This is a genomic window from Youhaiella tibetensis (genome assembly GCF_008000755.1).
GTDB lineage: Bacteria > Pseudomonadota > Alphaproteobacteria > Rhizobiales > Devosiaceae > Paradevosia > Paradevosia tibetensis.
The window spans coordinates 429965-454218 of record NZ_CP041690.1 but is presented as its reverse complement, the minus strand read 5'-3'; the positions used below and the strand labels follow the sequence as shown (position 1 = coordinate 454218).

Here is a 24254-nt window from a genome sequence, read left to right as displayed (position 1 = left end):
TTCAAATTTTATCGATTGGCGGCAACCCAATCGGCAATAACACCTTTAATATCAATCGGTTAAGCTATCCAATGGCAAAGCCGGCTCACTCAGAAAGCGCGAGCCGGCAAAAGCATCAAGCCGCCAGTCGCGCCCTTCTCGATGGGGCGAAGAAGGCGAGGAGGAAGATGAGCGCCATCAGCAATACGATGGTCGGGGCGGGGGCGCTGTCGATGAAGAACGACAGGTAGACCCCGGCGAGGGCGCTTGCCATCGCGATCGCTACCGCCGTGATCATCATGGCGCCGAAGCGGCGGGTCAGCAGGAAGGCGATCGCGCCCGGCGCGATCAGCATAGCGACCGCAAGGATGATCCCCACCGCCTTGAGCGCGGCGACGACCGTCAGCGAGATCAGGACCAGCAATCCATAGTGCAGCATGCCGACGGGAAGGCCGAGGGCCCGCGCCTGCAGCGGATCGAAGGCGTGAACCAGCAGGTCGCGCCACTTGATGAGGATCGCGCCGGTCACGAAGGCGCCGATGATCGCGGTTTCGATGAGGTCGGTCGTGGCGATGCCGAGAATGTCGCCGAAGAGGATATGGTCGAGGTGGACGTCGGTCTGGATCTTGACGAAGAGGACGAGGCCCAGGCCGAACATTCCCGAAAAGACGATCCCCATCACCGTGTCCTGCTTGATGCGGGAGTTGTCCTTGAGGAACCCGGTGGCCACGGCAGAGAACATCCCGGCCAGGAACGCCCCCACGGCGTAGGGGGCGCCGACGATGTGGGCGATGACAACGCCGGGAAACACGGCGTGGGAGATGGCGTCGCCCATGAGCGACCAGCCCTTGAGAACCAGGAAGCACGACAGGAGCGCGGCCGGTACCGAGATCAGCGCCGCCACGATCATGGCGTTGACCATGAAGTCGAACCGGAAGGGCGCAAGGAGCGCTTCGGGCAGTGTCATTGGTCGGCCTCCAGGGCCCGGGCGGCGCGGCGGCGGGCGGCGAGCATGCCGTGCCTGGGCGCCAGCAGGAAGGCGGCGAGGAAGAGGGCTGTCTGCAGCACGACGATGATCCCGCCAGTGGCGCCGTCGAGGAAGTAGCTGGCATAGGCGCCGGCGAAACTCGTCACCGCGCCGATGGCGACGGCGATGGCCAACAGCCTGGGAAAGCGGTCGGTCAGCAGGTAGGCGGTCGCGCCGGGAGTGACGACCAGGCAGATGACCAGGAACGCCCCGACGGTCTGCATGGCCGCAACGGTCGACGCCGCTAGGAGCGTGAAGAAGACCGCCTTGAGCAGGGGCGGATTGAGGCCGATCGAGCGGGCATGGCTCTCATCGAAGAAGACCACCATCAGGTCCTTCCACTTTGCCAGCAGCACGAGGAGCGAGATCACCCCGATGATGATAAGCTGGAGGGTATCCTCGGGGGTGATCGCCAGGATGTTGCCGAGCACGATGGTCTGGATGTTGACCGAGGTGGGCGAGAGCGAAACCATGAAGAGGCCGAGCCCGAAGAACGATGAGAAGATGAGGCCGATGATGGCATCTTCCTTGAGCCTGGTACGCTGGTTGAGGAACAGCATGGCCGCGGCGGCAAGGCCACCGGAGAAGAAAGCGCCGACGGCGAAGGGCAGCCCGAGCATGTAGGCGCCGGCAACGCCCGGCACGATGGCGTGCGAAAGGGCGTCGCCGATCAGCGACCAGCCCTTGAGCATCAGGTATGCCGAGAGGAAGGCGCAGACCGCACCCACGAGGGCCGACACCCACATGGCGTTCGTCATGTAGTCGTAGGCAAACGGCTCGAGCAGCACGCTCATGGGCGTCCACCATCGAGCACCAGCGGCCGTTCGTCGTCGGCGACGACGCTGACCGACCGGTCCGCCGAAGGGCCGGAGCCGAGCGTGACGTGTCGCAGCACGCCATCGAAGGCCCGCTCGAGATTGGCGCGGGTGAAGACTTCCGATGTCAGGCCGGACGCGATCACCGTTCCCTTGATGAGGACGGTGCGGTCGCAGAACTCGGGCACGCTGCCCAGGTTGTGGGTCGAGACCAGCATCACCCGTCCCTCGTCGCGCAGGGTGCCGAGCAGATCGATGATGGCAGCCTCGGTCTTGACGTCGACCCCCGTGAAAGGCTCGTCGAGAAGGATCACGCGGCTGTCCTGCGCAAGCGCCCGGGCGAGGAAGACGCGCTTCTTCTGGCCGCCCGAAAGCTCGCCGATCTGGCGCTTGCGGAACGAGGCCATGCCGACCCGTTCCAGAGCGGAGGCGACCGCGTCGTGGTCGGCGCGACGCGCGATGCGGAGCGGGTTCATGTGCCCGTATCGCCCCATCATGACCACGTCCTCGACCAGTACGGGGAAGTTCCAGTCGACCTCCTCGCTCTGGGGAACGTAGGCCACGAGGTTTGCGCGAAGCGCCTGTGGCACCGGCTTGCCCAGGATGCCGATGGAACCGCGCGAGACGCGCACGAGCCCCATGATGGCCTTGAAGAGTGTCGACTTGCCCGAGCCATTGACGCCGACAAGGGCCGTGACGGTGCCGGTGGGGATGCGAAAGCTCGCATCCCTGAGGGCCGTGTGCCCATTGCGGTAGGTAACCGTGGCGCCTTCGACGGCAATGCCCTCGCCCTCTCGGGGACGGATCGGAAGGGTCATTGCTCCAGGCCCTCCTTGAGCCCATCGGCGATGGTCTGCGAGGTGACGCGCAGGAGGTCGAGATAGGTCGGGACCGGACCGTCCGCTTCCGAGAGCGAATCCACGTAAAGCACGCCGCCGTAGTGGGCGCCTGTTTCCCGTGCGACCTGGCGGGCCGGCTTGTCCGAGACCGTGCTTTCGCTGAAAACGGTAGGGATGTTGTTGGCGCGAACGGCGTCGACGACCTTGCGCACCTGCTGGGGCGTACCCTGCTGGTCGGCATTGATCGGCCAGAGATAGAGTTCCTTGAGGGCGAAATCGCGAGCCAGGTAGCTGAAGGCTCCCTCGCTGGTCACCAGCCAACGCCGATCCTCGGGAATGCCGGCAAGCGCCTCGCGAATAGGCGCGATGGCTGCCTCGATCTGCCGCTTATAGGCTTGGGCATGGGCCTCGTATGTCGCCGCGTTTGACGGATCGTGCGCGACCAGCGCATCGCGGATGTTGTCGACATAGACCAGGGCGCTGGACGGCGACATCCAGGCGTGGGGGTTGGGCTTGCCGCTATAGGGCCCCTCCCCGATACCCATCGGCTCGATCCCCTGCGAGACTACGACGCCCGGGACATCCTTGAGATTGCCGAAGAACTTTTCGAACCAGCGCTCGAGGTTGAGGCCGTTCCAGAGGATCAACCGGGCGCCCTGGGCTCGCTGCAGGTCGCCGGGCGTGGGCGCGTAATTGTGGATTTCGGCACCCGCCTTGGTGATCGATTCGACGCTAGCGGCGTCGCCGGCAACGTTGCGCGCCATATCGGCGATGATGGTGAAGGTCGTCACCACCTTGAACTTTTCCTCCGCCTGCACCGCCCCTGGCAGGGCAAAGGCCGCGATGGCCGCCAACAGGGCAATTCCACGCTTGATCCGGGCGATCACTTTCCACTCCTTGTTGCAAATGATTTGCAATCACCTACGACAGCCGTTTTGCTATTGCAAGTCGTTTGCAACAAGAACGACAACGCCGGACTGATCCACCGGGCGAACCGGATCGTAGAAGGAGCAAGGCAAGGAAAAGACGCATGGAAAAAGGTCTGGCCTGGGTGACAGGCGCAAGCAGCGGAATAGGACGAGGCCTGGCGCTGGCCTTGGCGCAGGAGGGCTGGCGGGTCGCCATCAGTGCCCGCTCGACAGGGGCCTTGGCAGAAGTGGCAGCTCTGAACCCCGATCGGATTTTCGCCTTCCCACTCGACGTGACCGACCTTGCATCGGTCGGCAAGGTGGCGGCGCAGATCGCAGAGGAATTAGGGGAGGTGGACCTGGCGATCTTGAACGCCGGCACCTACGAGCCGATTTCGGCATCGGACTTCGATCCGACGGCCTTTGCGCGAACGCTCCAAGTCAACGTGATGGGAACCTCGAACTGCCTCGGCGTTCTGCTGCCAGCGATGATGGCGCGCAAAGCCGGGCATATCGCGGTCGTCGCCTCGGTCGCGGGTTATGTTGGCCTGCCCTATGCCTCGGCTTATGGCGCGAGCAAGGCTGCACTCATCCACATGTGCCAGTCGCTGCGTCCGGAGCTCGAGCGCGCCGGCATCCGGCTCAATCTCATCTGTCCCGGATTCGTGGATACGCCGCTAACCAAGCAGAACGACTTTCCCATGCCGTTCCTGATTTCGACCGAGGAAGCGGTGGGCGCTATCATGAAGGGACTCGAGGGCGCCTATTTCGAGATCGCCTTTCCTTGGCGCATGGTGCTTTCGATGCGCGCGCTAAGCATTCTCCCGTCGCGGCTGCGCTTCGCGATTACCCGCCGCATGCTGCGCTGACGGGGGCGATATCACCGTGACCGCACAAGGTGTGTCGGCTCGGGAATGACGATAGACGCGCATCCCCTTGAGCCAGAGGCGCAGCGCCTCCCAGTGGATGGCGGCCATGACCTTGAACGTCATCAGGGGGTAGCCAAACAGGACGGCCAAAAGCCCCCGGTCATCGAGTTGCACGCGCCGGCCCGAGAGCGAAGCGCGCAACAGCAGACCTTCCGAATCCATTTCATCGATGCGCACCAGAAGGTGCTCTCCGGGTGTTTCAATCGAAAAGCGGTAGACGCAATCCATCGGTACAAAAGGCGAGACATAGTGGAGCTTGGGGCCCTGGTGCGCGCCCAACTGGCCGGACGAATCTATCCGATAGACGTAGGTGTGGCGCTCGCCGAACGTGTTGCAGACTTCGTAGAGCAAGGCACGCACTTGCCCTTCGGGATCGCGGCAGAAATAGATCGTCAGCGGATTGAAGACGTAGCCGAACATGCGAGGATAGCAGAGCATCTCGACCCGCAGGTCGCCGGTCTCTATTCCCGCGGCGACAAGCTGTTCGTCCACCCATCCACGCAGGCCTCGCGCGCGGCCGTCGCCGTGATCGCTTTCATGGACACTCAGGATGGCCGGAGCGTTGAAGCCCAGGAGGCGCAAGTGGCCAGCGATGGTCGGTAGCTCATCAAGGTCGAGCAGCAGCGAAAAGACGCGGTAGTGGAGCCTATGCCGACGGGGGCGCAGCCGGCCATGCACGACGTTTCCACGATAGATGCAGGATCGAAGGTTCATTCGGCCGCCGCAAGCATGGGTTGGGTGTGAATGCGGCTAGCACGCGGGTCGACCGACCAGGGACGGCTCGCCCCGCCCATGGCCTCGGCGACGGCGAGGCCGGATTGGAGGGCGTCCTCATGGAACCCGTGGCCGAAATAGCTGCCGCAGAACCAGGTGTTACGCTGACCCTGCAATTGCCAGAGGAGTGGCTGGGCCTCGATCGCGGCGCGGGTGAAGAGGGGGTGTCGGTACTGGATCGTTCTGACGATGCTGTGGGGCGCGATTTCCCGCACGGGGTTGAGCGTAACGAAATAGTCTTCCGGCACGTTCAGGTTCTGCAGGCGGTTCATCCAATAGGTGACGCAGAGCTGGTCGTCGCCGCTTTCCCCCGGCTCCCCGATGTAGTTCCAGCTCGACCAGGTGCGACGCCGCCGCGGCATCAGGCGCGGGTCGGCGTGCAGGACGGCGGTGTTTTTGGTATACCGAAAAGCCGACAGGATGTTGCACTCGCCCGCATCTGGATCATCGAGGAGGGCAAGCGCCTGATCCGCGTGGGTGGCGAACACCACATCGGTGTGGATCGCCTCGTTGCCGTTGCCGTCCCTGATCGCGACCATTTCTCCTCGCCGTTCGACGCTGACGACGGGCGCGCCCAGACGGAGCTCGAAATTGCCGTCTTCGATCAGTCGCGAGACGTAGCGGCGGCTCCCGCCGGTGACGGTGCGCCATTGCGGACGGCCAACCAGGCGAAGCAGGCCGTGGCTTTTGAAGAAACGCACGAAGGCGAGAAGGGGATAGTCGCGCATCTGCTCGACGGTGGTCGACCAGATTGCCGCGCCCATGGGCAGAAGGTGGTCGCGCACGAAAGCTTGGCTATACCGTTCCCGATCTAGATAATCGCCGAGCGTCAGGCCGGCGAGATCGTGGCGGTCGAGCAGCCTGGGAGCTTCGTTGTAGAAACGCACGATATCGCCGAGCATGGCCCAGAAACGCGGCTTCAAGACATTGCCGCGCTGTCCGATCAAGCCATTGAGGCCCTCGCTCGAATATTCGAGGCGCCCGCCTTCGAGGGAAGCGGAGAAGGACATGTCCGACGCCTCGGTTTCAACGCCCAGATGGGAGAAGAGGGCGACGAGATTGGGATAGTTAAGCTCATTGTAGACGATGAACCCGGTATCCACGTCCACCCGTCCCGAGAGGGAGGGAAAAGTCGCGGTGTTGGCATGGCCACCCGCACGCCCCTCGGCTTCATAGAGAACTACCTTGTTGGTGCGGCTGAGCAGCCACGCCGCTGATAGTCCTGCTATGCCTGCTCCAATGACTGCCACGTTGCGCACGGACGCGTTCCCTCTGGTTATCGTATTGCAAGAGATACGAGCCGGAGGCCAGATCGGATTTGCGAGGCAAGGAATTTACTTCGGCAGTGATCCGGGCTGCGCGCTTTCGCGTAGCTGGGATCATGCAGCTAGTTGTTTCCATACCAAGGTCGCCATGCGACAACCGGGTGTTCCTCCGCCCCAGGGTGCGGGTAGCGGCGAGTCATGACGGAGTGCCGATGGCCAGGATCGATGACGACGGGGATACGGAAGCCGGGCTGACCGCGCTTCTGGTCGCGGTCGGCACAAACGGGGACGTTGAGGCCTTCGAGGCCCTGTTCCGTCATTTTGCTCCGCGCATCAAAGCCTACCTGTCCCGAGGCGGCGCGGCCTCGGCCGACGAGCTCATGCAGGAAGCCATGCTGATCGTGTGGCGGCGGGCCGCGCTTTATGATCCCGCCAAGGGTAGCGCCGCGGCCTGGATCTTCGCAATCGCGCGCAATCTGCGCATCGATGCCTATCGGCGCGAAAAGCGTCCCGAATTCGATCCTTCCGATCCTGCCCTCGTGCCCGACGGGGAGGAACCGGCCGACATGCGCCTGGCGGCAAGCGAAGACGCAGAACGCCTCAAGCTGGCGCTCACGCAACTACCCCCGGACCAGGCTGACGTGCTCAACCGCTCCTTCTTTTCCGACCAATCCCAAAGCGAGATCGCTGCGGAGCTCAAGGTGCCACTTGGAACCGTCAAATCCCGCATGCGGCTGGCTTTCGCCAAGCTCAAGGCGGCGCTGCGCGGAACGGGAGAGGCATCATGACCATTCGCCATCACATCAGCGACGATCTGTTGCTCTCCTATGCCATGGGGTCGCTGGCCGAAGGCTGGAGCATCGCCGTCGCGACGCACCTGGCGCTATGCCCCGATTGCCGGCGGCGGCTCGTCGAGGCGGAAGAGATCGGCGGCGGGCTGCTCGAGGGTACGCAACCGCAGGCGATTGAGCCCTCAAGCTGGGAGAGCGTGCGGGCCAGGCTTTCCGAACGGCCAGCTGAAAAGGCGGGGCGGGCCGCTGTTCAGGCTGAAAAGCCGATCATCCCGCGGCCATTGCGGGACTATCTGGGGGGAGACCTCGAAGCCGTCAAATGGCGCTCGCTCGGCAAGGGGGCGTCCCAATGCCTGATCCGGACGGGGGAAAATACGACTCAGGTTCGGCTGCTCAAGATCCCGGCCGGCAAGCCGGTGCCCGAACACTCGCATGGCGGACGCGAGCTGACGCTCGTGCTGTCAGGCGCATTCGAGGACGAGACCGGGCGCTTCGGCCCGGGCGACCTCGAAGACGCCGACGGCTCGGTGACCCACCAGCCCCGCGCGACACCCGATGCGGACTGCATCTGCCTGGCCGTGACCGACGCGCCCCTGCGCTTCAGCAGTTGGGTGGTGCGTCTCGTCCAACCGATCCTGGGAATTTGACCATGAAGTACCTGGTTTCCTATGGCGCCACGGCGCTCGTCTTCTTTGCGCTCGATTTCATCTGGCTTTCGACGGCAACCCCGTTCTACCGCGAGCGCCTGGGCGAATTGCTGCTCGAAAAGCCGAACCTCCAGGTCGCGGGGCTTTTCTACCTCGTCTATGTGGGGGGCGTGGTGGTGCTGGCGGTGCTGCCGGCGCTCAACACCGGCACGTGGATCAATGCGCTCATCGCGGGCGCGGTACTGGGCCTGGTGGCTTACGGCACCTACGACCTCACCAACCAATCGACGCTGCGCGGATGGTCGAGCGCGGTCACCTTCGTCGACCTGGCGTGGGGGACCGTACTGACGGCGACAGCGGCAACCGCCGGGTATCTCGCAACGAGGGCGTCGGGGCTGGGCTGAAGGGGATCGCTAGGCGATCCCCCCGACGAAGAGGTATTTCTTTTCGAGGAACTCCTCGACCCCGTGGTGGGAGCCCTCGCGGGAATTGCCGCTCTCCTTGATGCCGCCGAAAGGCGCCAATTCGGTCGAGATGAGGCCAGAATTGATGCCGACCATGCCGTATTCAAGCTCCTCGGCGACCCGGAAAATGCGCCCGATATCGCGCGAGTAGAAATAGCCCGCCAAGCCGAACTCGGTATCGTTGGCCATGGCGACGACTTCGTCCTCGGTGTCGAAGGCAAAGACGGGGGCCAGGGGACCAAAGGTTTCCTCGCGGGCGACGGTCATGTCCTGGGTGATCCCCGTCATGAGGGTGGGCTCGAAGAAGGTGCCGCCGAGGGAATGGCGCCTGCCGCCCATATGGACGACGGCTCCCTTGGCCAGCGCATCGGCGATGTGGGCCTCGACCTTTTCGACTGCGCGAGAGGTGATGAGCGGCCCCTGCGTCGTGCCCGCGTCGAGGCCGTTGCCGACCTTGAGCCTTTCCATGGCAGCAGCCAGTTTTGTGACGAAGGCGCGCTCGACCGGACGCTGGACGTAGATGCGGTTGGCACAGACGCAGGTCTGCCCCATGTTGCGGAACTTTGCCGCGATGGCGCCTTCGACGGCGGCATCGAGATCGGCGTCATCGAAAACGATGAACGGCGCGTTGCCGCCGAGTTCGAGTGCGACCTTCTTCACCGTGCCGGCCGCCTGCCGCATGAGGAGCTTGCCGACGGCAGTCGAACCGGTAAAGCCGACAACCCTAACTGCCGGGTGACTGGTGAAAACCTCCCCAATCGGGGCGGCGGGGCCGGTGATGACGTTGAGGACACCCGCCGGCAAGCCGGCGCGATGGGCCAGTTCTGCGATGGCCAGGGCGGTCAGCGGCGTCTCGGGCGCCGGCTTGACGACGACCGTGCAACCCACCGCGATCGCCGGGGCGACCTTGCGCGTGATCATGGCGGCCGGAAAGTTCCACGGCGTGATGGCGGCAACGACACCGGTCGGCTGGCGCAGCACCATGATGCGCCCGTCGACGCGGTGGCTGGGCAGCGTCTCGCCAGAGACGCGCTTGGCTTCCTCGGCATAGAACTCGACATAGGAGGCGGCGTAGTCGATCTCGCCCAGGGCTTCCGCCAGGGGCTTGCCCTGCTCGGACGTTAGGATCAGCGCTAGGTCATCGCGGTTGGCGATAAGCAGGTCGAACCAGCGGCGCAGGATGCTGGAGCGCTCCTTGGCGAGGCGCCGGGACCACGGCTTGAAGGCCTGCGCCGCAGCCTCGACGGCAGCAGTTGCAGCCTTGGCGTCGAGCGCCGGGACGCGCGCCAGTTCTTCGCCTGTCGCCGGGTTGTCGACGGGCTCCACCGGTTCGCCGACAAAGGCGCCTCCGAGGTAGCACTGGTTGCGAAGCAGTGAGGGATCGTGAAGAGCCAGCGGCATTTTCATGCTTCCCGCACGAGCGCGGCTTCGAGCCGGTCGAGGCCTTCATCGACAATGGCATCGGAGGCGGTGAGCGGCACGAGGATGCGGATGGTGTTGGCGTTGACCCCGCACGAGAGGAGAACGAGACCGCCCTGCCAGGCACGCTGGACGACACGCTTGGTCGCCTCAGCGTCCGGTTCGCCGCTGGTCCGGTCCTTGACGATATCGAACGCAACCATGGCACCCGGGCCTCGGATCGCCTGCACGGGCACGAGGTCGTTGCGCCCTTCCAGGGTCGCAAGGCGCTTCGTCAACCGCTCCCCGATGGAGTTGGCGCGCTCAAGGAGCTTTTCTTCCTCGAACACGTCGAGCACCGCCAACGCGGCGGCGCAGGCAACCGGGTTACCGGCATAGGTGCCACCCAGACCGCCCGGATCGGCGGCATCCATTATGGCGGCACGGCCAGTGACCGCCGAGAGCGGGAAGCCGCCGGCGAGGCTCTTGGCAATGGTCATCAGGTCGGGCGTGACCGGATAATGCTCCATTGCGAACATCTTGCCGGTGCGCCCGTAGCCGGTCTGAACCTCATCGGCGATGAGCACGATGCCGTGAGTGTCGCAGATGCGGCGCAGGGCAACCATCATGTCCACTGGCGCCTGGTGGAAGCCGCCTTCGCCCTGGACGGGTTCGATGATGATGGCGGCGACGCGCGACGGCGCGACGTCGGCCTTGAAGAGGAAATCCAGATAGCGCAGCGCTTCCTCGACGGAAACGCCGCTGGCCGCAGATGGGAACGGCACGTGCCAGACATCGGGGACGGTCGGGCCGAGGCCAAGTTTATAGGGCACGACTTTGCCGGTCATGGCGCTGGCGACGATAGTGCGGCCGTGAAAGCCACCGGTGAAGGCAATGACGCCTGAGCGGTTGGTCGCGGCGCGGGCGATCTTGATGGCGTTCTCTGTGGCCTCGGCGCCGGTAGAGAGTAGGATGGTCTTGGCCGGCCCCTCGATAGGGACGATGGCGTTCAGCCGCTCGGCAAGCTCGACATAGGGCTCGTAAAGAACGACCTGGAAGCAGGTGTGGGTGAAACGGTCGATCTGGTCCTGGACGGCCCGGATGACCTTGGGGTGGCGGTGCCCGGTGTTGAGCACGGCAATGCCACCGGCAAAGTCGACATAGCGCCTGCCCTCGATGTCCCAAATCTCGGCGTTGAGCGCGCGTTCGGCGGCTATGGGCGTCGTGTGGGCGACACCGCGCGGAATGGCGGCGTTGCGGCGGGAGAGAAGCTCTGCGTTGGTGGACATGGGTCGTCTCGTTGACTGGTGTACGGCAATCATCGAGCCGTAGCTGCTTCACCACCATCGCTTTGTTTGCACCTCATTGGTGCCTTTTAAGCACTGATCGAGACATCCCTATAGAGATCGAGCAGCCATTCCCGGATGGCGCGGATATCGGCATCCTCCCAGCGTTTGGCCGATGCGACGAGGTAATAGCCCCCGAGGCGCAGATTGGTTCGGCCGATCTCCACCAGGGTGCGGCTGGCAAGGTCGTCCGCGGCCAGGGCTTCGTTCGCGAGGGCGACGCCCTGCCCCAGGCGCGCCGCCTCGATTGCCAGGTGGGCATGCCAGAGCCGCATGCCTTTTAGCGCCGCTCCAGGCGGAACGCCGGCAGCGTCTAGCCAGCGTTCCCACTGATCGGTCGACTCCTCGTGAATGAGAGGAAGCCGTTCGAGATCTTCGATCCCAGGGTTGCCGCCAAAGCGATCGAGGAAGGCTGGGCTGGCGACGGGAAACACCCGCGGGCGCATCACCAGTTGGGCGGCGAGGCCCTCCCCCAGCACCAGATCCTCGCCATAGACGATCTCGGCATCGGCCTCGCCGGCCAGCAGATCAGGGTGGGCCAGGGTCGGCTGAAGCATGATCTCGGTGTCTGGCACGCGCTCTTCGAGTGCCCCGAGATGCCTGAGGAGGCCACGATTGGCCAGCCCCGGGATGCAGCGGATATCGAGCCGCCGAACGCGAGAGGGCTTGAGTTCCTGGGTTGCCCGCGCGATCGCGTCGAAGGCGCGGGTAACGCGCCCAAGATAGGTCCGGCCGGCTTCCGTCAGGGCGACACTGCGCCCGCGCGGTTCGATGAGATCGACGCCCAGGCGCGCCTCGAGATTAGCCACATGCCGGGACACCACCGAGTGGCTCACGCACAGTTCGTCGGCGGCAGCGCCGACGCTGCCAAGCCGGCCCACGGCCTCGAAGGCGCGGAGCGCGACAAGGGGCGGCAGGCTGCGGGACATCGTTACTCCGGAGGCGGTCTTCACGTACGCTCGTACGCGTGCGCGCAGTATCCGCTCCTGCCGACGCGCCTGTCTAGAAGGGCTTTGCTGATTGTGCGTCTTGACCGGGAAGGACGCGATGCCGAGACTTAGGGGATCGCTTTTCGGCCTAACAAAAACACATGTCTACCCATCCCAAACCAGTCATCGGCATCATCGGCTGCAACCGCACCGTGGAGGGCGAGCCTGCCCACATCGTCAAGGCGCGCTATGTCGAGGCAGTGCAGAATTTCGCCGGGGCGATACCGCTGATCTGCCCCAGTATCAACGATGCCTCGGACGCGGGCGCCATCGTTTCGCGGCTCGATGCCATACTGCTCACGGGGTCCAATTCCAACATCGAGCCCTCCCGGTATGGAGCGAGCGAAGGGCGCATGCCGTTCGACACGAATCGCGACGCGATGTCTCACGCGCTGATCCACGCCGCGATGGCCGCCGGCAAACCGGTGTTCGGCGTTTGTCGCGGCCTGCAGGAAATCAACGTGGCCCTTGGCGGCACCCTGATCGATCAACGCGACGATGCTGCTACGACCCAACCCCACCACGCCGCCGACGGCGTGAGCCTAGATGAGATGTTCGGGTTCGCTCATGAGGTGGATCTCGTCGCAGGCTCTCCTCTGGCCGCGCTCACCAGCGTGACCCACGCCAGCGTGAACAGCGTCCACTACCAGATGATCGGCAAGCTCGCTCCCGGGCTCATGGTCAATGCACGTGCCGAGGATGGGGTGATCGAGGCGGTTTCGAGCCTCCCCGGGGCCTCCCCGATCCTGGCGGTGCAATGGCACCCCGAATGGCGCCCGGACAACCGTCCGCATGACCTGGCGTTCTGGAAGCGGGTAGGTTCGGTCAGTCCGCGCTGACGCCCCGGAACGCGCCATTCGCGATTTCGCTGCGGACCCGATAAAAAGCTTTTATCGGAGTGATTTTGAATCGGAATTGGACAGGCCCGCCCAAACTCATTTTGGATTGCCCTTGCTAACTCAACTCGTGGGCACCATGACCGACAAGAAGCTTTACCTCAAATTCGTCGATGCCAATGTCCAGGGCATCATCTCACTTTATTGGGACAATGCGCCGGAAACCTGCAAGGCGATCTGGGGCGCGCTCGAAAAGCCGATCCGCTGGCAGACCACCCACGCCATCTTCTCGGGCCCGGAAATCATGATGGGCATCCCCGAAGAGAACCGCAATTTCGACCCGACCAAGCTGCCGCCCGAGAACCAGACGATCATTCCCGAGGCCGGCGAGCTGCTCTGGTACTACCAGCCGAAGAACTTCTTCAAGATCGACCCCACCGAGTTCTGGGAAGTCGGCATGTTCTACGCCCATGGCGGCCGCACTTTCGGCCCGACGGGCTGGATTCCGTGCACCTATTTCGGCCGCATGACCGAAGGGCTCGACGCTGTAGCCGAACAATGCCGCAAGATCCGCATTGAAGGCGCAAAGATCGTCGAGTTCGGCCGCCTGGCCTGACAAACTGCGCCCCGGCCGGCACCATACGGCCGGGGCGCTTCAACTTCAAAGGAAGGGAACCCCATGAAGGCACAATTCGGTATCGCGCTGCTCGGCCTGTCCGCCCTGCTCTCGAGCACGGCGTTTGCTCAGGAGAACACGCTCACCATCAATTCTTTCGGCGGCGCCTATGAAGAAGCGCACCGCAAGTGCGTTATCACTCCGTTCGAGGAGGCCACCGGCGCCAAGGTCAACGTCGTCACCGCCTATTCGGCTGACGCCTTCGCCCAGCTCCGCGCCCAGAAGGATGCGCCGCAGTTCGACGTGATCCATTTCTCGGGCGGCCAGGAAATCGTCGGGGCGGCTGAAGGCCTGCTCTCGCCGATCGATCCGGCAAAGCTCACCAATGCCGGCGACCTCTACGACTTCGCCAAGGCGGGCCTCGAAAAGGGCGAGGGCCCGGCCTACTCGATCGCGGCCATCGGCCTCGTCTACAACTCGGAAAAGGCCCCGACCGCGCCGTCCAAGTGGACGGACCTGCTCGATCCAGCTTTCGGCGAGCACCTGGTGCTGACCGACATCTCGAACGGCTACGGCATGCTGAGCTTCCTCATGCTCAACAAGGCCGAAGGCGGCGACCTGACGAATATCCAGCCGGGCCTGGATGCGGTGACCAAGCTTCTCAAGGGCGGCGCCATCGTGGTTTCGACCTCGCCCGAAATCCAGCAGGAATTCGCGCAGAACGACGCATGGGTCGCGCCCTATGCCTCTGACTACGCCTACACCCTGCGCAAGGCCGGGCTGCCGGCCAAGTTTGTCCAGGGCGCCGAAGGCACCCCGGCCAGCTACATCACGGCGAACCTCGTCGCCAACCGTCCCAACCAGGACCTGGCGCTCAAGTTCATCGACATGACCATCTCCAAGGAAGCACAGACGTGCTTTGCGGAGGCGTTGCGCTACTCCCCGACCAATTCGAAAGTGGAACTCTCCCCGGAGGTAGCCGCTGACGTGGCCTATGGCGCCGAAGGCGTCGCCGGCCTCATCCGTTTCGACCCTGCGACTATCGAGGCCAATCGCAAGGCCTGGGTCGAGGCCTGGAACAAGGCTATCGCTCAGTAAGCAACGCTGGACGGGCGGGACCCCCATTCCCGCCCGTCTCAAGTCTTAGTATGGAGTTCCGATGACGGATCGCACGGAAAACCTCATTCTGGCCCTCCCGGGACTTCTCCTGCTGGCCCTGGCGTTCTTCCTGCCCATCGGCCAGATGCTCGTGCTCTCGGTCGAAGGCGAGAACGGGCCGACCCTCGAACATTTCATCCGCTTCCTCTCCGACCCCTTCTACCTGGGCGTCCTCTGGCGCACGGTGCGGCTGTCGCTGGTCATCACCATCATCTGCGCCGCCATCGGATTTCCGCTGGCCTACATCATGGCGCGCATCGGCGCGCGTACGCGGCTCTGGCTCATTGTCATGGTGATCCTTCCGCTGATGACGAGCGTGGTGGTGCGCACCTTCGGCTGGATGGTCATTCTCAGCCGCGGCGGGCTCATCCCCGACATCCTGCGTGACCTTGGCCTGGTGAACCGCAACTTTGCGCTCATGCAGACGGAGACCGCCATCGTGATCGGCATGGTGCAGGTGCTGCTGCCCTTCATGACGCTCTCGATTCTGGGCGTGATCACGCGCATCGACCGCCGGCTTGAGGAAGCCGCCCGGACCATGGGCTGCAGCTTTTTGCAGACGGTGCGCACCGTGGTGCTTCCGCTTTCGCTTCCCGGTCTCGTCGCCGGGTCCCTGCTTTGCTTCACGCTGTCGGCCAGCTCGTTCGTTACCCCCAACCTTCTGGGCGGGACGCGCATCCAGGTGCTGGCAGCCTCGATCTACAAGTCCGTTACCCAAGTGCTCGACTGGCCCTTTGCCGCGGCGCAGGCCGTGATCCTCTTCGTCGGAATTCTCCTAGTCCTGGCTCCCTATGTGAAAATGACGGGGCGCAGCCATGGTTAGAGCCGTCCCCACGCCTCTGCGCATCCTTGCCGTCGTCTTCGTGATCCTGACTGGGCTGATCCTGCTGGCACCGCTGGTCGTGGTCGTGGGCGTCTCGGTTTCAGAAAACCAGTTCATCGCCTTTCCGCCGCAAGGGTTCTCGTTCAAGTGGTACGAGAAGGTGCTGGCCTCGCCCGAGTATCTCTCGGCAGCGGCGACCAGCCTTCAGATCGCCTTGCTGGTGACCCTGAGCGCTACCGTCATCGGCGGGGCGGCAGCCATTGCCCTCCACCGCCGCCAATTGCCGTTCTCGGACGTGCTGGCGACCTTCTTCCTTTCCCCACTGGTCCTGCCCACGATCATCTATGCCATCGGCATGCTGATGTTCTGGAGCGCGGCCTTCGGCCCGGTTTCCCCCATCACGCTCTGGATCGGCCATACCGTGATCGCGCTGCCCTATGTGGTACGCACGACCCTGGCGGTGTTGGCGGAATCGGATCCTTTCCTCGAAGAGGCTGCACGCACCATGGGCGCGGGGCGGCTACAGAGATTGCTCTTCGTGGTGGTGCCCCAATGCGTGCCGGGGCTCGCCGCCGGCGCCTTCTTCGCGTTCAACATTTCTTTCGACGAGGCAGTGCTGTCGCTGTTCCTGCGCAAGCCGGGGCTCACCACCCTGCCCGTCCAGATCTACGGCCAGCTCGAATTCAGCCCCGACCCGTCGGTGGCGGCCGTGTCTTCCATCATGATTGCCCTGACTATCGTGCTTATCGTCATCATCGACCGGATGCTTGGCCTCAGCCGATTTGCGAGTACTTGACCCATGGCCAATGTCCGCCTCCTCGACATCAAGAAATCCTTCGCCTTCGTGCAGGTCCTGCATGGCATTTCGCTCGAGATCGCCTCGGGCGAGTTCGTGAGCCTGCTCGGTGCTTCCGGGTGCGGCAAGACCACGCTGCTGCGCATCGTGGCGGGCCTGGAAAGCGTCACCAGCGGCGGGGTCGAGATCGACGGCCGCAGCGTCACGACCGAGCCGCCCGAGAAGCGGGACATCGCCATGATGTTCCAGTCCTACGCGCTCCTGCCACACCTGTCGGTCTACGAGAACGTGCGGTTTCCGCTGCGCATGCGGCGCATCGGATCGCGCGAAGAGCAGGACGCCAAGGTCAAGGCGGCGCTCGAGACCGTCCAGCTCGGCCATCTGGCCGACCGGCGTCCGCGCCAGCTTTCGGGTGGCCAGCAGCAGCGCGTAGCGTTGGCGCGCGCCATCGTCTCGCGACCAAAGGTGCTGCTGCTGGACGAGCCGCTCTCCAATCTGGACGCGCGCCTGCGCGAAGACATGCAGGTCGAACTCATCGAGATCCACAAACGCCTGGGGCTGACGACGCTTTTTGTCACCCACGACCAGGAGGAAGCGCTCAGCCTTTCGGACCGCATCGTGCTGCTCAATGGCGGCCGTGTGGAACAGGAAGGCGCGCCTGCCGACATCTACGCGCGACCCGAGACCGGCTTTGCCAGCAATTTCATCGGATCGGCCAACCTGGTGCCGGCCGAGATATCAGACGGTCCCGGCGGCCCGCTCGCCAGGCTGGCAGATGGCCAGCAAATCCCCTTGGCCGCGGAGGAAAAAGCGCGCGGAAAGGTCACCCTGGCGTTGCGGCAGGAGGATATCTCGCTCGTTGACGCCAGCGAGGCAGGCGCGCTCAAGGCCGGCTTGCGGACGCGGGTCTTTCTGGGCGCGCGTAACCGCTATGTGCTCTCGCTGGCTGGCACCACGATCCGGGCGCTGACCGCAAATGACGTGATGCTTGACGATGGCGGGGCTGTCGGCCTGGCCATTCCGGCAGAACGCATTCGCGTGCTCCAGGACTGAACCGAAACACTACCCGTAGTCTTTGCTCATCGGAGCCAACCATGACTCATGTCGAAACGCGCCTTTTCATCAACGGCCAGTTCGTGGCCGGGCAAGGTGCAACCGAGCCGGCTTTCGATCCGGGCAACGGCACGCTGATCGCCGACGTGCCGTCGGCCACACCCGACCAGATCGAGGCTGCGGTCACGGCGGCGCACGGCGCCTTCCAGTCCTGGCGCCGCACCACGCCCAAGGAACGTAGCCGCGCTCTGCTGCGGATCGCCGACGCGATCGAAGAGCGCGCCCAGGAGCTTGGAGCACTGGAATCGCGCAATTCGGGCAAGCCGCTGCGCTATGCGCAGAGTTTCGAGATCGCCAATGTCGCGGATGTATTCCGCTTTTTCGGTACCGCCGTCCGCAATGTGCCGGGGACGGTGGCGAACGGTTATCGCTCCAGCAGGCATATCAGCATGCTCAAGCGTGACCCGATCGGCGTCGTCGCCTCGATCGCGCCGTGGAACTACCCGCTGCTGATGTCTGCCTGGAAGCTGGCGCCGGCCATTGCCGCGGGCAATACCGTGGTCATCAAGCCGTCCGAGAACACGCCGCTCAGCCTGCTTTTGCTCATGCAAATCCTAGGCGAATTCCTGCCCCCGGGCGTGATCAATGTCGTGCTCGGCAATGGCCTGGACGTCGGCCAGCCGCTGATCTCCCATCCCCTCGTGCGCATGATTTCCCTGACCGGGGACATTCGCACCGGGCGGGCCGTGCTGCAGGCTGCAGCGGGTGAGAGCATCAAACGCACGCATCTGGAGCTGGGTGGCAAGGCGCCAGTGATCGTGTGCGGCGATGCCGATATCGACGTGCTGGTCGAGACGCTGCGGGAAGCCAGTTTCTACAACGCCGGCCAGGACTGCACCGCGGCCTGCCGCATCTTCGTGGACAGAACCATCGCCCAAGAGGTCACCGACCGGCTGGCCAAGATGATCGAGACGATCCCCTTCGGTCTGCCGACACGCGATGACGTCGAGTTCGGTCCGGTGATCACGGCCCGCCAGCGCGAGCGCATTGCCGGTTTCATCGACCGCGCCCGCGCGGCAGGCGCCGATGTGGTGACCGGCGGCAAGACGCCGGACCAGGACGGGTTCTACTACGCGCCGACACTGGTCGCCGCGCCCATCGAGGCCGAGATCGTCCAGAAAGAAGTGTTCGGCCCGGTTGTGAGCATCACCCCGTTTGAAACGCTCGAAACGGCAATCGACTGGGCGAACGACTCCGAATACGGGCTCGCCTCGTCGGTATGGTCGCGTAATGCGAGTCAGGCCATGTCGGTGGCCGAAGCCCTCGAATATGGCGTGACCTGGGTCAACACGCACGGGGTCTTTGCCACCGAGATGCCCCATGGTGGCATGAAGAATTCGGGGTACGGGTCTGACCTCTCCATGCAGTCGCTGATCGACTACACGCAGGCCCGACACATCATGATCGCCTCATAACGGGAGCTTGAGCCGACAGGTGCAGCAGCGCGCCAGAATTTCTGATAGAGGTTCCGCCATGCGGATCCTCGACATGATGACACTGGTCGCGCTGGCCCGGCACCGCCACTTCGGCCGGACGGCGCTCGAGCTCAACACGACCCAACCAGCCATCTCCGCACGCCTCGCGTCCCTCGAACAGGAGTTCGGATGCAAGCTCATTTTGCGGGGCAATACCGGGTTCGGCTTGACGCCAGAAGGCGAGAAGGTGCTCAAGACCTTCGAGGTCGTGCTCCGGCAGATCGAGAGCCTCAAGCACGAACTCGCCGACGACCCGATGCCCATCCTCGAAGTCATCCGCGTCGGCGCCATCGACACGATCTCCTCGACCTGGCTCACCCATTTCGTGGAAGCCACCCATGCGGCCTTCCCGCATCTCAAGATCGAGCTCACCGTCGAGAGCACGAAGAACCTCGTCCAGGGCATGCATGACGGCGCCTATGACATGATCTTCGCGCTCGATCCGGCGATCGGCGAGGGTTTTCGCAGCTTCGTCTCCTGCGTCTTCCAGATGAGTTGGGCCGGCTCGCCGCGCCTCATCAATCCGGACAAGGTCTACAGCGTGGAGGAGCTTTCCCAGCTTCCCATCATCACCTTCCCCAAGGGCACGCCGCCCTATCGTATGGTGGCACCTTATTTCCAGGACGAGCGCGTGCTCGCGTCCAAGCTTACGAGCTCGAACTCGCTCTACTCGATCATCAACCTGCTGATCGACGGCTTTGGTGTAGGCACCATTCCCACGGTGACCATCCACCGCGAGATCAAGATGGGCCTGCTCCACGCGCTGAACGTTTCCAAGCGCTTCCCACCGATGCCGATCATCGCGACGTACCAGTCCTCGACCCACAACGACCTCATCCGTAGCGTCGTCGAGCAGTCGCGCGCCAGCGCCAAGGCCTATTGCGCCACGGTCGAACCGAGCATGGCCTGGGTCGATTGAGGGCGATCAGGCTCGTCCCAACGCCAGTTCGGTGAGGCGATCGAAGAGATAGAGGTTGCCCTCTCCGGCCGATACCTCGACGGTATCGCCGACCCGCGCCGTCAGCTTGCCCGGCGCGGTCGCGGTGACTTCCGCGTCCCCGACCATCACGTGCACTAGCGTTTCGGGCCCAAGCGGTTCGATGGCGGCGATCTGTCCGGAAAGCCTCAAGGCACCGCTCTCCGCGCCAACGATAAGGTCGTGGGGACGGACGCCGACGAGGATGTCATCGGATCCCGAGCCGGGCGCCCTCACGTTCAGCGCGCCCCCCGAGGCGAGCGTGAGGCCGCCATTGTTGCGGTTGGCCTGCAGCAGGTTCATGCCCGGGCTGCCGATGAAGCGGGCCGTGAAGACGTCCACGGGGCTTTCGTAGAGCTCACTGGGCGTACCCACCTGGAGGATGTTGCCGTCCCGCATCATGACGATGCGGTCGGCCAGGGTCATCGCCTCGATCTGGTCGTGGGTCACATAGACGATGGTCGTTCCAAGACGCTGGTGCAGCCGCTTGATCTCGATGCGCATCTGGGCGCGCAACTGGGCGTCGAGGTTGGACAGCGGCTCGTCAAAGAGAAAAGCCACTGGATCACGGACCATGGCACGGCCGATCGCGACACGCTGGCGCTGGCCGCCGGACAGTTCAGATGGGCGCCGCTCGAGCAGGGCCTCCAGACCGAGTGTCTTGGCCGCATCGAGGATGCGCTTGTTCTTCTCATCCTTGGACATGCGGGCGGTGTAGAGCCCGAAGCCGATGTTCTGGGCGACCGTGAGGTGCGGGTAGATGGCATAGTTCTGGAATACCATGGCGATGTTGCGCTGCTTGGGCGCCTCATCGTTGACCACCTTTCCATCGATGGTGATGGCGCCCTCGCTGATGTCCTCGAGCCCGGCGACCATACGCAGAGTGGTGGACTTGCCGCAGCCGGACGGCCCGACAAGGACGACGAACTCGCCATCGCCGATCGACAGGTCGATACCCTTTACCGCCGGGACCTTGCCATAGCGCTTGACCAGGCTTTCGATTTCAATTTTTGCCATTTGGCTCTCCAACAAGGGCCAGGAACCTGGTTTCCAATTCATGGGCCGCGGCGGACTGGCGTGTAGCCAAGGCCTTCGCGCCGACGTCGAACGCCGCTAGTTGCGCGCGGTAGCCGGCGAAGGCCGCCTCCAGAGGCTCGGGCGCGGGGCCGCCGAAACGCGTCCGCACCGCAACGAAGTATTGCGGGGAGACGACCTCGGCGAAACGCTCTGCACTCATCTCGCATTTGCGCCCAGTCGCTTCTTCGAACGTGCTGACGAAGGCCGGGTAGCCCTTGACGCCCAGATCGCCGCCCACGGCGACCACGGCGCGCGCTACCGACGCGGCAATCTCATGGGCCTGCCGGAACGACAGGCCTTCGGCGCGGACGAGCGTATCGGCCAGTTCGGTCACGGTGATGCAGGAACGGCGGATGTTCTCGGCGACCCGCTCGCCATCGATCCGGATCGCTTCGACAAAGGCCGTCAGGAGATCGAGCACACGACCGGCGGTCTCGAAAGCTTCATAACCGAATGCCTGCGTCTCCCCTTCGCTGTCGTTCATGTCGGTGAAGGGCGTATTGTGCATGATGTCGAGCACGGCCCGGGCGCGCCCCATGGTCTGGCTGGCAAGATGCCTCATATGCTCAATGGGCACCGGATTGCGCTTCTGGGGCATGATCGAGGAGATCTGCACCAGGGCGTTGGGCACGTAGATCTGGCCGACTTCGAAGCTGGTCCAGAACTGGAAATCCTGAATGGGCCGACCGAGATGGAGGAAAAGCAGTTCGAGCGCGCCATAGGTCCCGGTGATGTAGTCGACCGCCGCTATGCACGAATAGGAGTTCTGCAGCGGCGCGGAAAAGCCTAGCAGGTGAGCGACGCGGGCGCGTTCGATGGGAAAGCCGCTCGTGGTGATAGCGGCCGCCCCCATGGGCGAGAGGTCCACCGTCGCGCGGGCAGCGATCAGGCGCTCGATATCGCGGATCAACACCTCGATCATGGCCGAGAGGTAATGACCGAAGGTCGTCGGCTGGGCCGGCTGCCCATGCGTATAGGCAACGATAAGCGTCGCGCGTTCGCGTTCGGCAGCGTCTATGAGCGCGGCGAGGAGCTTCCGCAGGCGTGCCAACAGGGGATCGAGCCTGCTCTTGAGGCCAAGCTTGAAAAGCGTGTGGTCGATGTCGTTGCGCGACCGCGCAGTGTGGAGCCTGCCGCCAAGGTCGGGGCCGAGGCGGGTCTTGAGCTCCCGCTCGATGAGGAAGAAGTAGTCTTCCACTTCCCCAGTGTAGGTGAGGGTGGCTGGATCGACTTCGGCATCAATGGCCAGGAGAGTCCGGGCAATTGCCTGAGCCTGGTCTGCGGTCAGGATGCTCGTCTCGGCCAGCATCACGAGGTGCGCGCGGTCGATGGCGCGGAAGCCATCGACATGGTGGGTCTTGGCGCCGTCAAAGAGCGGACGCAGCACGGTTTCCTTGTAGACGGGATCGGGGAACGTGCTGGTGTCGGAGCGCCGGGGATCGTGGTCGGTCATGCGATCAGCCTTTCAGTCCGGCAAGCATGACTCCGCGCACGATGTAGCGCTGGAAGAACAGGAAGACGAGCAATGTCGGGATAGTGGCAAGCGCCGCGCCGGTCATGATCATTTCCCACTGGATCGACTGCTCGACGGCAAAGCTCGATAGACCGACGGGCAGGGTGTAGAGCTCGCGGCTGGTGGTGACGATGAGCGGCCAGAAGAAGGCCGTCCAGTTGCCGAGGAAGGTGAAGATGGCCAGGGCCGAGATGGCGGGGGTCACCAGCGGCATCGCCACCTTCCACCAGATGGTGAACTCGTTGAGGCCGTCCACGCGGGCGGCTTCGAGGAAATCGTCGGGCACACCTTCGAAGAACTGCTTCATGAGGAAAGTGCCGAAGGCAGTCATCATGCCCGGGAACATGATGCCCCAGTAGCTGTCGAGCCAGCCGAGCTGGCTGGACATGAGATACCAGGGAATGACCAGCATTTCGGTGGGGATCATCAGCGTCGAGAGGATGGCGATGAAGACCAGCTGTCGGCCGCGAAACTGGAATTTGGCGAGCGTATAGCCGACTAGGCTATCGAAGAAGACATTGGAGAGCGTGACGGTGACGGCGACGAGCGCAGAGTTGAAGAACCAGCGCGCGAAGCGACCGTCCGAGAGCACCTTTATGTAATTATCGAAGGTGGGCGCCGCCGGAATCAGGCGCAGGTCATAGACCTGCCCCGCCGACTTGAGCGAAGTAGAGAACATGTAGAGCAGCGGCGTTACCATGATAAGGCCGCCGATGAACAGCAGCGTCCAAGTGATGATAAGGCCGGGCCGGATGCGGGAGGCGTTGAGCCTGAGTTCGGTTGCCTGAGTGCTCATCAGCGCTTCCTCATGATCCACAATTGCAGGAGGGAGACAGCCAAGAGGATCGTGAAGAGGACCACGGTCTGGGCGGCGGCGTAACCCATTTGGAACGAGGAAAAGGCGGTCTGGTAAATCATGAGTACCAGCGGCTTGGTCGAGTTGAGCGGACCGCCCGGATCGTTGGTGGTCATGTTGTAGACCTGATCGAAGATCCGCAGGAACCCGATCGAGGAGAACACGACGAGGAACACCGTCGTCGGCTTGAGGAGCGGCAGGGTAATGCGGGTGAGGATAGCCCACTCACCCAGGCCATCGACGCGCGCGGCCTCGTAGTAGGTCGAGGGGATCGCTCGCAGTCCGGCCATGAAGATGATGATCTGGAAACCCAGACCCGCCCAAATGCCAGTCACGAGGATGGACGGAAGGGCCTGGGTGGTCGAACGCAGGAACGGCTGCGCCGGCAGGCCGAGGGAGGCCAGAACGTCGTTGAAGACGCCGATCGGGATGGGCTGGTAGAACCAGCGCCAGACCCAGGCCATCGCCGCAGCAGTTGTGAGGAACGGCAGGAAATACAGCGCCCGGATGAAGCCGTGCATGAACCGCACGCGATCGAGATAGAAGGCGATCACGAAGGACAGTACGAGGCTGACGGGCGTGCCGATGATGAGATAGGTAAAGGTATTGCGGAAGACCTTCCAGAAGTTCGGATCGGCGAAAAGCTTCTGATAGTTGGCCAGGCCCACGAAATTGGCTGGGCGGAGCAGGTCCCAATCGGTGAAGGACATCCAGAACGCCGACAGGGTCGGGTAGAACCGGATCCAGCAATAGAACACGATCGGCAGGGCCAGGAAGGTCCAGGCCCAGAGGACTTTGCGCCCGTGCAGCGTCAGGCGGAAACCGGAGCGGCCCTTTCGGGTCG

Annotated in this window: 25 protein-coding genes; 12 read left to right on the top strand and 13 right to left on the bottom strand. The window is 63.8% G+C overall.

What is annotated here, in order from left to right; translation table 11 throughout:
• Positions 1-115 precede the first annotated feature (115 nt).
• Genes FNA67_RS02300 through FNA67_RS02285 form a run of 4 tightly spaced genes read right to left on the bottom strand, consistent with a single transcriptional unit; the run spans position 116 to position 3523 of the window.
• On the bottom strand, positions 116-946 hold the full coding sequence (locus FNA67_RS02300; RefSeq protein WP_147654910.1) for a metal ABC transporter permease: 831 nt from the start codon (positions 944-946) through the stop codon (positions 116-118).
• Entirely contained in the window at positions 943-1800 is an 858-nt protein-coding gene (locus FNA67_RS02295) for a metal ABC transporter permease (protein WP_049707542.1), read from the bottom strand. Before FNA67_RS02295 ends, FNA67_RS02300 begins: the two co-directional genes overlap by 4 nt.
• Positions 1797-2639, bottom strand: coding sequence for a manganese/iron ABC transporter ATP-binding protein (locus FNA67_RS02290; protein ID WP_147654909.1), 843 nt, complete (start codon positions 2637-2639; stop codon positions 1797-1799). Before FNA67_RS02290 ends, FNA67_RS02295 begins: the two co-directional genes overlap by 4 nt.
• Complete coding sequence (locus FNA67_RS02285; protein ID WP_244616609.1) at positions 2636-3523, bottom strand: metal ABC transporter substrate-binding protein; 888 nt, start codon at positions 3521-3523, stop codon at positions 2636-2638. Before FNA67_RS02285 ends, FNA67_RS02290 begins: the two co-directional genes overlap by 4 nt.
• Positions 3524-3690: 167 nt before the next feature.
• Here FNA67_RS02285 and FNA67_RS02280 point away from each other — a divergent pair, with 167 nt between their 5' ends.
• Complete coding sequence (locus FNA67_RS02280; RefSeq protein ID WP_147654907.1) at positions 3691-4437, top strand: SDR family NAD(P)-dependent oxidoreductase; 747 nt, start codon at positions 3691-3693, stop codon at positions 4435-4437.
• Here FNA67_RS02280 and FNA67_RS02275 read toward each other — a convergent pair.
• Both FNA67_RS02275 and FNA67_RS02270 read right to left on the bottom strand, forming a co-directional pair.
• A complete protein-coding gene (locus tag FNA67_RS02275; RefSeq protein ID WP_147654906.1) occupies positions 4381-5211 on the bottom strand; it encodes a DUF1365 domain-containing protein in 831 nt (276 codons plus the stop codon). The two genes, FNA67_RS02280 and FNA67_RS02275, sit on opposite strands and share 57 nt — an antisense overlap.
• On the bottom strand, positions 5208-6521 hold the full coding sequence (locus tag FNA67_RS02270) for an NAD(P)/FAD-dependent oxidoreductase (protein ID WP_147658117.1): 1314 nt from the start codon (positions 6519-6521) through the stop codon (positions 5208-5210). Before FNA67_RS02270 ends, FNA67_RS02275 begins: the two co-directional genes overlap by 4 nt.
• A 227-nt stretch (positions 6522-6748) precedes the next feature.
• On the opposite strand from FNA67_RS02270, the gene FNA67_RS02265 reads away from it, so the two are divergent.
• Genes FNA67_RS02265 through FNA67_RS02255 form a run of 3 tightly spaced genes read left to right on the top strand, consistent with a single transcriptional unit; the run spans position 6749 to position 8378 of the window.
• Positions 6749-7324 carry a sigma-70 family RNA polymerase sigma factor gene (locus tag FNA67_RS02265; RefSeq protein WP_244616440.1) on the top strand — a complete coding sequence of 192 codons (576 nt, stop codon included), beginning with the start codon at positions 6749-6751 and terminating at the stop codon, positions 7322-7324.
• Positions 7321-7974: a ChrR family anti-sigma-E factor gene (locus FNA67_RS02260; protein WP_147654905.1), complete on the top strand. Its 654-nt coding sequence runs from the start codon at positions 7321-7323 to the stop codon at positions 7972-7974. The genes FNA67_RS02265 and FNA67_RS02260 overlap by 4 nt, the downstream gene beginning before the upstream one ends.
• A gap of 2 nt (positions 7975-7976) precedes the next feature.
• A complete protein-coding gene (locus FNA67_RS02255; RefSeq protein WP_147654904.1) occupies positions 7977-8378 on the top strand; it encodes a DUF2177 family protein in 402 nt (133 codons plus the stop codon).
• Between the two features lie 9 nt (positions 8379-8387).
• Here FNA67_RS02255 and FNA67_RS02250 read toward each other — a convergent pair whose 3' ends face one another.
• The 3 genes from FNA67_RS02250 to FNA67_RS02240 form a co-directional block, all read right to left on the bottom strand.
• Positions 8388-9839: an NAD-dependent succinate-semialdehyde dehydrogenase gene (locus FNA67_RS02250; RefSeq protein WP_244616439.1), complete on the bottom strand. Its 1452-nt coding sequence runs from the start codon at positions 9837-9839 to the stop codon at positions 8388-8390.
• 2 nt (positions 9840-9841) lie between these two features.
• Entirely contained in the window at positions 9842-11125 is a 1284-nt protein-coding gene (gene gabT / locus FNA67_RS02245; protein ID WP_147654902.1) for a 4-aminobutyrate--2-oxoglutarate transaminase, read from the bottom strand.
• 86 nt (positions 11126-11211) lie between these two features.
• Complete coding sequence (locus tag FNA67_RS02240) at positions 11212-12111, bottom strand: LysR substrate-binding domain-containing protein (RefSeq protein ID WP_147654901.1); 900 nt, start codon at positions 12109-12111, stop codon at positions 11212-11214.
• Between the two features lie 161 nt (positions 12112-12272).
• On the opposite strand from FNA67_RS02240, the gene FNA67_RS02235 reads away from it, so the two are divergent.
• The 8 genes from FNA67_RS02235 (at position 12273) to FNA67_RS02200 (ending at position 19907) form a co-directional block, all read left to right on the top strand.
• A complete protein-coding gene (locus tag FNA67_RS02235; RefSeq protein WP_147654900.1) occupies positions 12273-13010 on the top strand; it encodes a gamma-glutamyl-gamma-aminobutyrate hydrolase family protein in 738 nt (245 codons plus the stop codon).
• Between the two features lie 112 nt (positions 13011-13122).
• The gene (locus FNA67_RS02230; protein WP_244616438.1) at positions 13123-13623 is read left to right on the top strand and encodes a DUF3830 family protein; all 501 of its coding nucleotides are present in this window, start codon (positions 13123-13125) and stop codon (positions 13621-13623) included.
• 63 nt (positions 13624-13686) lie between these two features.
• Positions 13687-14721, top strand: coding sequence for an ABC transporter substrate-binding protein (locus tag FNA67_RS02225; RefSeq protein WP_147654899.1), 1035 nt, complete (start codon positions 13687-13689; stop codon positions 14719-14721).
• A gap of 61 nt (positions 14722-14782) precedes the next feature.
• Positions 14783-15604 carry an ABC transporter permease gene (locus FNA67_RS02220; protein ID WP_147654898.1) on the top strand — a complete coding sequence of 274 codons (822 nt, stop codon included), beginning with the start codon at positions 14783-14785 and terminating at the stop codon, positions 15602-15604.
• Positions 15597-16400 (top strand): ABC transporter permease, encoded by an 804-nt coding sequence (locus FNA67_RS02215; RefSeq protein ID WP_147654897.1) that lies wholly within the window; start codon positions 15597-15599, stop codon positions 16398-16400. The genes FNA67_RS02220 and FNA67_RS02215 overlap by 8 nt, the downstream gene beginning before the upstream one ends.
• Positions 16401-16403: 3 nt before the next feature.
• On the top strand, positions 16404-17453 hold the full coding sequence (locus FNA67_RS02210) for an ABC transporter ATP-binding protein (protein WP_049707525.1): 1050 nt from the start codon (positions 16404-16406) through the stop codon (positions 17451-17453).
• 41 nt (positions 17454-17494) lie between these two features.
• On the top strand, positions 17495-18928 hold the full coding sequence (locus FNA67_RS02205) for an aminobutyraldehyde dehydrogenase (RefSeq protein WP_147654896.1): 1434 nt from the start codon (positions 17495-17497) through the stop codon (positions 18926-18928).
• Positions 18929-18986: 58 nt separating this feature from the next.
• Complete coding sequence (locus tag FNA67_RS02200) at positions 18987-19907, top strand: LysR family transcriptional regulator (RefSeq protein WP_147654895.1); 921 nt, start codon at positions 18987-18989, stop codon at positions 19905-19907.
• Between the two features lie 6 nt (positions 19908-19913).
• On the opposite strand, the gene FNA67_RS02195 is transcribed toward FNA67_RS02200, so the two are convergent.
• From FNA67_RS02195 to FNA67_RS02180, 4 genes are read right to left on the bottom strand one after another with little or no spacing between them, the layout of a single operon-like run.
• Positions 19914-20981: an ABC transporter ATP-binding protein gene (locus FNA67_RS02195; RefSeq protein WP_147654894.1), complete on the bottom strand. Its 1068-nt coding sequence runs from the start codon at positions 20979-20981 to the stop codon at positions 19914-19916.
• On the bottom strand, positions 20968-22494 hold the full coding sequence (gene argH / locus FNA67_RS02190; RefSeq protein ID WP_147654893.1) for an argininosuccinate lyase: 1527 nt from the start codon (positions 22492-22494) through the stop codon (positions 20968-20970). The genes FNA67_RS02195 and argH overlap by 14 nt, the downstream gene beginning before the upstream one ends.
• 4 nt (positions 22495-22498) lie before the next feature.
• Positions 22499-23350 carry a carbohydrate ABC transporter permease gene (locus FNA67_RS02185; protein ID WP_049707520.1) on the bottom strand — a complete coding sequence of 284 codons (852 nt, stop codon included), beginning with the start codon at positions 23348-23350 and terminating at the stop codon, positions 22499-22501.
• Positions 23350-24225: a carbohydrate ABC transporter permease gene (locus tag FNA67_RS02180; RefSeq protein WP_371874384.1), complete on the bottom strand. Its 876-nt coding sequence runs from the start codon at positions 24223-24225 to the stop codon at positions 23350-23352. Before FNA67_RS02180 ends, FNA67_RS02185 begins: the two co-directional genes overlap by 1 nt.
• Positions 24226-24254: the final 29 nt, after the last annotated feature.